The sequence below is a fragment of the Streptomyces sp. SID5785 genome (genome assembly GCF_009870065.1).
Classification (GTDB): domain Bacteria; phylum Actinomycetota; class Actinomycetes; order Streptomycetales; family Streptomycetaceae; genus Streptomyces.
The window spans coordinates 1-8807 of sequence record NZ_WWIA01000110.1 but is presented as its reverse complement, the minus strand read 5'-3'; the positions used below and the strand labels follow the sequence as shown (position 1 = coordinate 8807).

Sequence of the window (8807 nt, the reverse complement as noted above, 5' to 3'; positions counted from 1 at the left end):
GCGATCCGGCCTGCCGGAATCCGCTCCGCGGCTTCCTCAACTACGCAGCTGCTAGAAGGAGTTGGGGCGGTCAGCGGCTACCCGCCGGGTTCTGTTCTCTGAGTGCTCACGTGGTGCGGCCTGGGTGGTCGCTGTCCCCCGGACTGCAGGTCAAAGGAAAGCCTGATGCTTCTACTCTACTGACTCCGGATTGTGGGTGTGTTCCTTACGGAAGCAAAAAACTATGGGATCTCCGAGAGTTGGCCGGGCTCCTCTTCGGAGGGTTTACGGTCGGCTGTGCCCCACTCGTCCTTGAGAATCTCCCTCATCAACTGGCTTTGTTCTTCGGTGAGTTGATGCAGATTCTGCTTGGTGCGCACCTTGCAGAGCCACGGGCCGATCAGGATGCGTGCGCCGTCGACCTCCATCCACTCCCGGGCGCTGGGCGGGCGGCCCCAGCGCTGTACGAACAAGCGCAGGAGCTCGGCCGTCTGGCGGAAGGAGCGGCGGGTCCCGGTACCGGGCGCGGCGCCCGGTTTCTGTGCGGGAAGCGGGACTTGATCGGGGGTCAGGCCGAGGTGAGTGAGGAGGGTGCGTTATCCCTCGTCGAGTCGGGTCCAGGCGGTGAGTTGGCGGTGGAGCCAGCCGCCGGCTTTCACGCCGTCGATCGTCAGGTCCCGATGCCAGGTGGCGGGGTCGTGGCCGGCTTCGATGTGGCGGCGCAGCAGGTGGTATTTGCGGTGCCAGTCGGGTCCGTGAGGGAGTGTCCAGTGGGGGTCGAGGGCGGTGAGCTGTGCGTGGCGGGTGGGGTCGAGTTGGCCTTTGCGGGCCAAGGAGCGTTGGTCGGCGAGGAATTGGCCGCCGGGTTCGGTTGCGGGGATGGCGAGGTGGCCGTGCTCGGTGTGGTAGGTCTCGACGGTGGTCAGGTGGCCGGCCCGGGCGGCTTCGTGGGCGTCCCAGACCATGTCGAGGTTGTCGAGTTCGGTGATCCATTCAGTCGTGAGGGTGCTTTGGTGGTAGGCGGTGCGCTGTCCGTCGATGAAGGAGCCGAGGCGGTAGCCGTAGGCGTCCTCGTAGTCGGTCGGCACGCGCAGGTGTCCGTGTTCGGCGTGGTAGCGGAGCGCGGCAGCGAGGCCGGCGCGGCGGGGCGCGGACAGGGTCGCGGCGTCGGAGGGCCAGGCGATCAGGTCCATCGCTTGGGCGATGTGGTCGGCATCCAGGGTGAAGTCGAAGCGGTAGCGGCGCGCGATGAGCTGGTGGGTGTCGGTTTCCAGGCGACGCTTGGTGTTCTTGCGCGGGGCTCTGGCGGCGATGGACTGGTCGTGGTGGCGCAGCGCTGCGGTGATGAGCCAGAGGGCCTGGTAGGGGGTGCCGAGGAGGTCGCTGGGGTCGGCGTCGGGTGGGGTGTAGGCGGGGATGACCAGGCTCGCCATCTTGTGGTCGAGGGTGGGGGGCTTGCGCAGGGCGCGGCCCAGGGCTTGGACGATGCGGCGCACGCTCGCGGTGCGGTCCGCGAACACGACCGCGTCCACCGCCGGCAGGTCGACGCCCTCGCCGAGGACTTGAGCATTGGTCAGGATGCCGCGGGTGGCCTTTTCGAAGCGGTCGAGGATGGTGTGGCGCGTCTCGGGAGGATGTGTGCCGTTGATCGACTGCACACTCAAGTTCGCTGCCCAGGAGGGACGTTGGGTTTCGGGCAGGGTGCGCAGGGTGTGGGGGAACTGGCGGGCGAAGTCGGCGGCGTCGGCGATCTGCTGGAAGTAGACGATCACATGGTGGAGGTCGTGCTCGCGCATGGCCTTGAGGACGGCCAGGTGCAGCGCGCTCGTACGGCGGGCGGTCGGGCCGAAGCCGGTCTGGAGGTTGGTGTCGGTCAGGGCGGTGCGCAGGTCGGTGTTGGTGATCGTGGGGATGAGGAGTTGGTAGTCGGCGAGGACGCCGTCGTCGATCGCGTCCGCGTGGGAGTAGGTGTGCAGGCGGGGGCCGAACACCTTGGGGTCGTCCATCGAGGCGATCAGGGACGGGGCTTTCCAGGCGGGGGTGGTGGCTGCGGTGCGCTTGGGCTGCGGGCGTGCGTCCGGGACTTCGGTCAGGCGCGGGGCTTCCCATTCGTACGGGGTCGCGGTCAGGTAGAGGCGGCGGTCGGCCGGGATCTGGGTGTTGTCGTGGATCATCGTCCACTGCTTGTCCCAGGATCCGGCGGTGCGGTGCGCTTCGTCCACGACCAGGAGGTCGAAGACGGGGACAGGGAAGATGGTGTGCTGGGTCTCCTCGATCCGGGCAAGGGAGTCGAGGGTGACGAACACGGTCGCCCTCTCACGCCGTTTCCTGCACTGCGCCAGCCAGTACGCCAGGTACTCCCCCGAACCCGTACTCATCGCGCCTGCGTCGGCGAGCAGCGGATGCTTGCCGGCGTCGAGGGAGGAGACGGCCATCAGCGGCTCGCGGCGCCCGTCAGCGCGGGCGGCCTGGGCCCACTGGGCGATCAGGTTCCAGCTCGGCACCGCAATCAGCAGGTGGTGGGTGTCCAGCGCCTCGGCGCTTCTGAGCGCGATCAGCGTCTTGCCCGTTCCGCACGCGGACACGATGTGCCCACGCGAGCCGGGGTGCTTCAGGTGCCGGACCGCGGCTTCGATGGCCGCGTTCTGATCCGGACGCGGCACACGACGATCGGCGGGAGCAGCCGAGGGTGTCCCCGCAGTTGCTGGCTTGAGGTTGGAAGACATCGGGTGCGGCCTCAACTCGCGGCGGAATGGTCGCCGTCTATCCTCCCGTACTCGCGGTGGCGCGTATGGACGCCTGGCGAACCTGCCTGACCGGCTGCACCTGTTCTTGGTACACCTTGATGTCGGCGGGCTTGAGTGTGCGGATCGTTGTCCAGGCTGCTCGCACGCTCGGTTCTTCGGCCCACTCGTCGAGATCGTCTCCGGCGCCATGGAAGAACCACGGGTGGAGGCTGCCGAGAGTCTCCAGGGCGGGAGCGGGTCCGTAGCGGAGCTCGCAGTGGACCTGTACATGGTGGTCGTGGTTGTCGTCGCTGTCGGCGATTTCGAAGTGCCGGACAGGGTCCCATGTGAACGTTGCAGGACCGTCGAACGAGTAGGTCCCGTACTGGACAGAAGGCCATCCGCATCGGGGGTGTCCGAGACGTCGAAGAGCCGTCGGCCAAGGTGTAGGGAGGCGAGTCAGACTTCTTCCGTGTCCAGGTCAGCGAGCGCCTGCTGTCCAGCCCTCAGTTTGCCCTCGAGGAGTTCGGCGGCCTCGTCCATCGGCGGTCTTCGCGTCAGTGCGTGCCCTTCTCGTCCGGTGCCGCCTGGCTGAGCGTACTCGGCCAGGCGGCCCTGCCCGGTCCGCAGCATTAGAAGATGCCGGTCTGTATGTGCTGCGTGAGGTTCTCGAGGATTTGGCGCAGCCAGGGAGCGCGGGCGGCTGGCAGCCGGACCAGGGTGTGCTGGAACGCTCCTCGGTCAGTCCGGAACAGTTGATGAGGTGGTGGCGCCGGTGGGTCGTCGCGGAACACGCCGTCAGGCATCACGCCCGACGCGAGGGTGGGCAGATGCGGCTCGGGGTGGATCATCCACTGCCACACCTCGAACGGCAGTGGTATCCGGTATGCCGAGGTAGCCGAGTCTGGCGGGTTCCAGGTCTGCCCGGTCTGCGGATGGACCGGCACGAGAAGGATGTCGGCGTCCTTGTCGGGTACGGGAAGATCTGGTCCGGCCAGGACCGCCGGACGCTTCGTCCCTCCTGCGGGCAGCAGGGCGTCGAGGGCGCGTTGAAACATCTGGGAGGTCAGGCCGTTGGGGACGGTCACTGGCTGGCCTTGTGAGGCTGCCAGCAGGTGGGCGAGTGCTTGGCCGGCTGCTGCCTCCCACTGTGGGCTCCAGGACCAGAAGCTGTTCAGGCCCAGTCGTGATCCCCACACCATGGTCATCGGCTCGAAGGGGGGTGTGCCCTTTTCGTTGTCCACCAGCTCCGCCCAGGAAAGCGGCGTGTCCTCGGTGCCCTCGGCGGGGAGGCGGCGTACGGCGTCGGGGGCGAGCCACACGGCCTGCCAGAGTGAGCAGTCGTCGATGCGGCTTGCTGCGGGCAGGCCGCATGACATGCAGGCCATGTTGGGGCCGTCGGCCCCGTCGATGCCGCAGCAGGCACCACCTCGCTTCTTTGGGAGCAGCGCTGTGTTGCGGGTATCTCCGGGAGCGATGACGATCGCGCCCGGCGCGCCGTCGGAGAGGGCATGGACCGGTGCGTAGATGCCGCGGGCGGCTGCTTCGTCGGGGGTGATCTCCTCCCATCGCCGCCATGGTGGTCCCGAAGGCTCCGGGTCCACGGCGAACGTGCCCGGCTTCATCAGGGCCGGGAGCTGAACGGCATTCCCGTACTTCTGGCGGGCGTGGACCGGCAGGGCAGCCTGGGACAGTGGGGCGGTCAGCTCGGCGCCGCATCCCGCGCACACGAAAACGAACAACTGTCCTCCGTCGGTGAGGCATGAGCATCGTTTCAGTCTGGCAGCGGCCAGCCAACGCAATTCTTCTCGGGCGTCCCGGAGTCGGAGTTCCACGGGTGGAAGAGCAGTTCCAGCGCGGATCGGCCGATGGCTGATCGCGCGTCCGGTGAGCTGCGGGGCGTCGGGAAGGGGCTGGTCCAGTCGCGCTCAGTGAGTCAGGGGCCTGGGGTGCGCCGTGCTTGTGAGGATGCCGAGCTGCTGGACTTGATCCGCCGCTACGTCACGCCCGACCGCCGCTACCTGAAACTCGGCGGGAGCTTGCTGCGTCTGGAGGGCGGTGCGTACGACCGGCTCGCTCGAGGCTTTGCCGAGGATGCCGAACTCATCACCTCGCACGAGCTCAGCGTTCTTCTTGAGGGCGGGTGGCGTGAGCGGAGAACTGCTGCCTGGCTCATCGCCGTTTCCAATCGGACGGAGTTCCGCGAGCGCCTCGGGGAGCTGCTGCTGGCCAGTGAGGTGTGCTGTGCAGGTGTGGCGTATTGCGTGGCTCTTGCCACGTTCGGTACTCCGGCCGACGCTGCTCTGCTGGCCGCTTATCTTGATCGCTGTCTTCGTCGGCCCGGCCTCGCGTACGACCAGGTCGTGGTCATGGGCACCCTTGTGTTCATCGACTTGAATCTCGGGGGCGACCAAGCCTCGCGCTTTCTGGGCCCAGGCGGTCTGTGGCATCAGTGGCTTCATGACGCATCCCGCATGCAGGGCACAGCAGGGCACGGAGGGCCCCGCCGCCTGTGTGAGTCTGATCCGCCGGCTCTGCGCTTTTGTTGAGGAGTGCGCCGAACTACGTCTCCGGGGATGAGCACCGGTGCGGAGGCGCGGGGGCGTCGAAATCCAGCGGCTGTTCGACTGGGATCCGGGCAGGATGCCTTCCGTGAACCATGTGCTGTGCGGCCTCGCCGCCAACGGGGCGCTGCCCGTCGAGCTGGTCGACCGTCTGGTCGCGGTCGCGGACGCGGACATCGCTGACGGCCTCGCCAGCCGCGCGGACCTCAGCCGCGAGCAGGCGGTCGCCTTGGCCGTGCGGGTCGAGGAGAGCGCCGTGCGACTCGCGTACGAGGGTCGGCTGGCAGCTGCGGATGTCAATCCCCGTACGCAGCCGCAGGCCGCGCTCGCCCTGCTCGAGGAGGGTTTCGGTGACCTGGAGTGGACGCGGCTGTTCGCGGTGGATCCCGACGTCGAGCGTCGGGTGAAGCTGGCCGCCTGTCCCGGTCTTCCGGCGGATGTGCGGGAGATGCTCGCCGCCGACCGGGACGTCCGGGTCGTTGCGGAGGTCGCGTTGTGGACCACAGCGGATATGGCAGCCCGTCTCGCGCGCCACCCGCATGCCGAGGTCCGCCGCGCGGTGGCGGCCAACGAGGCGACACCACCGCAGGTCCTGGCCATATTGCTCACCGGCGAGGGGCTGCCGCCGGCAGAGCGGTGCCTGGTCTGCGACAGCGAGGAGTCGCCCTACGTACACGATCCGCACTGCCCGCGGCCCGACTGCGACCTGCCCTCCGGCGCCTCGTGCACCGGCTCGCACGAGTCCACCCTCCACGAGCTGGCGGAGCAGGCCCTGTGGAACCCCGCCACGCCAATCGAGGCTCTCCTGCGCTTCGCCGACCATCCTTCGATGGTGTTGCGCTGCCGGCTCGCTGCCCGCCCCGACCTGCCGCCACAGACAGCGGCGCGACTCGCCAGTGATCCTGTTCCCGGCGTGCGAGCCGACCTCGCGGAGAATCCCGCGATCGGCGAATCTGTGCTGCGTGTGCTGGCTGCCGATGGCGGTCACGACGTGCAGCGCAGGCTGGCGCACCATCCCCGCGTACCGCTCGACGTACTTTCCGGCCTCGCTGCCGCCACCAAGATCGGTCCGACCCTGCTGCCGCGGATCGCCTCCGCTTCCCTCTCCGAGGTCGAGGAGTTGTCCACGTCGCCGAATCCGGTGGTGCGGATGCTCCTGGCCGAACGGCGTGATCTGCCGGCGGAGATCCGCGACAGGCTGGCCGACGACCCGGACGCGAAGGTGGTCAAGTCCATCGCCGGACACCCGGGCCTTTCGGAAGCTCAGCTCCGCTCCATGGTCGAGCGTCACGGATCGCGGGTCATCGCCAAGGTGGCGGCCAACCCGCAGACGCCGTCCGCCCTGCTGGAATACCTGACTGGGCGCATGACTCCGGTCCGGAAAGCACTGCGTGAGGTCGCCCGGCACCCCAATGCGACCGGTCCGGCGCTTCTGGTCTGTCTGACGGACCAGGACGCGCGGCGGGTCGCTGCCGGGCACCCGGCCCTGCCACCGGAGACCATCGTCGAATTGCTCGCCGACCACGACTGGCACGTGGTGGAAGCCGCGGCCGCCAACCCGTCCCTACCGTCGGCCGTCATGGTGGAGTTGGTGCCTGAGCTCAACGGGGTGTGAGTCCGGCGCAGCACGCCGCCCCGTTGTCTTTCAGGCGGCGAAGCCGATGTTGGAGACGTATTCGTACTGGCCCCACTGGCTGTCGAGGTCGGGTAGGACGTCGGTGGTCCATACGTCGTCGAGGGCTTGCTGGTCTCTGTTGGCCCAGGTGGTCACGATGCGGTCCCAGCGCCGCACGTTCAGCTTCCGCCACTCCACGACGCGCTGGTGCGGCCTGCGACCTGCGACTGGTTGAAGGGGTGGGTCTCCGCCCTCGTGCCGCCTCCGGAGTTGAGACGCCGCAGGAGGTGGCGGGCGACGTTGTGGCGGCGCACCGTGCGGCAGACGGCGTCGATGCGTTCCGGGTTGGCCTTCGACGGGCGGCGTTTGCCGTCCAGCCACGCCTTCAGGGTCCGGTCCGTGACCGTCAGTCCTTGTTCACGCGCGGACTGGAGCATCCGCGGCGTCTTGGTGAGGTAGTGGAGGCTGGCGAGCAGGCCGCGCGGGGCAGTGACGGGAGTCGTGATGAAGTCGACGAGGCCGTCCAGGCGGCGGGCGACCACCTCGCTACCTCTGGCCTCGCGGGCAGCGTACTTGCCGGACTCGAGGTTCTTCTCGGGCACTCGCCCCTCCTGCCCCTGCCGGTGACGGTGACGGTGACGGTGGCTTGGGCCAGCGTACGGTCCTCGCCTGGACACTGGTGGACAGGAAAGCGGTCGTCATCCGGCTGAGCGCAGCCACTTCTGGTAACTGGCTGTGTCACTCTCCAGGGGCTCTGGTCCACTTCTTGTGGTGCGGTAACAGGCTGTTCTCTCTCGCGTCGTCTGCTGGGATGATCGCCTCATGTTTCAAGCTGGGGGCTGGGCCTGTCATGAGCGAGTGGTCGCCGGAGGTGCTTGAGGTTCTGGAGGCTTCAGGATGGACGGCAGGCAGGCGGGTCGACACGAGCGGCTGGCGGTCCAGGTTCGAAGCGGTCGGCATCGTCATGCACGACGCTGCGGAGAGGTTTCTCCAGGAGTTCGGAGGGCTGACCGTGAGCATCGGCGGCCCGGGAGTCACCGTTGCCCGGGAACCATTCGAGCTGGACCCGGAGCTGGCATGGGGAGAGGATGACCGGTTCTCCGAGTGGAGCGATTCCTTGGGGAGACGTCTCTTCCCGCTCGGCGAGCTCGATCACGGCCGATTCTTTCTCGGTATCGATGAGGACAGTGAGATCTACCTTGTCGAAACCTGGGTCGCCAGCTTCGGGCCAATGCCGCACGCCCTCGAAAATCTGATCCTCGGCGTGATGCCCCGCAGGATCGATGACGATCACCGGCAGTCGGATCAGGCCCGCTGACATGGTCATTGGGCGAGCAGGACGCGCTTGCGGAGGAGCTCGAATCCTGCGCGACCGAACATCTGGCGCTTGAGCATCTTGATCCGGTTGACATGGCCCTCGACGACACCGGACTTCCACGGCTGGGAGAGTCCGGCGACGACGGCGTCAAGGTCGCGTTCGAGGTGGTGAGCGAACCGGCAGCAGACGGCTTCAGCCGCGGTCACATGGTGTCGGGCGGGACGGGTGTGGCCTGGTGGTAGTACATCCGCCAGGTTGCGTCTGTACTGTGCCTGCGCCAGAGCGAACTGCGTCGCGCTCTGTTCCCACCCATCGTGGTCTCGAAGGTGAGATGCACCAGCCCGGGTGCCAGGACGACGCCGGTGAACCCTGAGGCCCCATAGCGCGGACCGTCGCCCGTCGCGCCGTCCAGGTCGGGCAGTACGGCGACCATCTCGTCGTACGTCCACCGTCGCCCTGAAGCGCCGACCTCGACAAACTCCGGATCCAGGAGCTCCCGGGCACGTGAGCGTGATGCCCGCACGCGGGGGTCCATGAGGCGCAGCTCGCCTGCGATCGCTTCGCGTACCTCGTCGGTCTCATGACTCATCCAGGCATCCTCGCCC

Annotated in this window: 8 protein-coding genes and 1 pseudogene; 3 read left to right on the top strand and 6 right to left on the bottom strand. The window is 67.8% G+C overall.

From position 1 onward, the window contains the following. Nucleotides 1-221: 221 nt before the first annotated feature. From GTW43_RS37835 to GTW43_RS03545, 3 genes are all read right to left on the bottom strand, one after another. On the bottom strand, nt 222-407 hold the full coding sequence (locus GTW43_RS37835; RefSeq protein ID WP_237536378.1) for a hypothetical protein: 186 nt from the start codon (nt 405-407) through the stop codon (nt 222-224). A gap of 168 nt (nt 408-575) precedes the next feature. After that, entirely contained in the window at nt 576-2642 is a 2067-nt protein-coding gene (locus GTW43_RS03550; RefSeq protein WP_343245885.1) for a Helicase associated domain protein, read from the bottom strand. 695 nt (nt 2643-3337) lie between these two features. Next, nucleotides 3338-4447, bottom strand: a complete 1110-nt coding sequence (locus GTW43_RS03545; protein WP_161300142.1) for a hypothetical protein — start codon at nt 4445-4447, stop codon at nt 3338-3340. Nucleotides 4448-4573: 126 nt separating this feature from the next. Between GTW43_RS03545 and GTW43_RS03540 the strand changes: the two genes are divergently transcribed. Together GTW43_RS03540 and GTW43_RS03535 are read left to right on the top strand one after the other, a co-directional pair. Continuing rightward, on the top strand, nt 4574-5254 hold the full coding sequence (locus tag GTW43_RS03540) for a DUF6000 family protein (protein WP_237536376.1): 681 nt from the start codon (nt 4574-4576) through the stop codon (nt 5252-5254). 103 nt (nt 5255-5357) lie between these two features. Continuing rightward, nucleotides 5358-6884 (top strand): hypothetical protein, encoded by a 1527-nt coding sequence (locus tag GTW43_RS03535; protein ID WP_161300141.1) that lies wholly within the window; start codon nt 5358-5360, stop codon nt 6882-6884. A gap of 30 nt (nt 6885-6914) precedes the next feature. Here the strand turns inward: GTW43_RS03535 and GTW43_RS03530 are convergent. Next, a pseudogene (locus tag GTW43_RS03530) lies at nt 6915-7486 on the bottom strand (transcriptional regulator). A gap of 248 nt (nt 7487-7734) precedes the next feature. Between GTW43_RS03530 and GTW43_RS03525 the strand changes: the two are divergent. After that, the gene (locus tag GTW43_RS03525) at nt 7735-8202 is read left to right on the top strand and encodes an SUKH-3 domain-containing protein (RefSeq protein WP_161300140.1); all 468 of its coding nucleotides are present in this window, start codon (nt 7735-7737) and stop codon (nt 8200-8202) included. 5 nt (nt 8203-8207) lie between these two features. Here GTW43_RS03525 and GTW43_RS37830 read toward each other — a convergent pair whose 3' ends face one another. Both GTW43_RS37830 and GTW43_RS03515 read right to left on the bottom strand, forming a co-directional pair. Continuing rightward, complete coding sequence (locus tag GTW43_RS37830) at nt 8208-8408, bottom strand: hypothetical protein (RefSeq protein ID WP_237536380.1); 201 nt, start codon at nt 8406-8408, stop codon at nt 8208-8210. After that, entirely contained in the window at nt 8405-8791 is a 387-nt protein-coding gene (locus tag GTW43_RS03515) for a DUF4440 domain-containing protein (RefSeq protein ID WP_161300139.1), read from the bottom strand. The genes GTW43_RS37830 and GTW43_RS03515 overlap by 4 nt, the downstream gene beginning before the upstream one ends. Nucleotides 8792-8807: the final 16 nt, after the last annotated feature.

Excerpts from the sequence above, each read along its gene's own strand:
- GTW43_RS03515 (WP_161300139.1), bottom strand. The coding sequence starts at position 8,791 with ATGAGTCATGAGACCGACGAGGTACGCGAAGCGATCGCAGGCGAGCTG.
- GTW43_RS03540 (WP_237536376.1), top strand. The coding sequence starts at position 4,574 with ATGGCTGATCGCGCGTCCGGTGAGCTGCGGGGCGTCGGGAAGGGGCTG.
- GTW43_RS37835 (WP_237536378.1), bottom strand. The coding sequence starts at position 407 with ATGGAGGTCGACGGCGCACGCATCCTGATCGGCCCGTGGCTCTGCAAG.
- GTW43_RS03525 (WP_161300140.1), top strand. The coding sequence starts at position 7,735 with ATGAGCGAGTGGTCGCCGGAGGTGCTTGAGGTTCTGGAGGCTTCAGGA.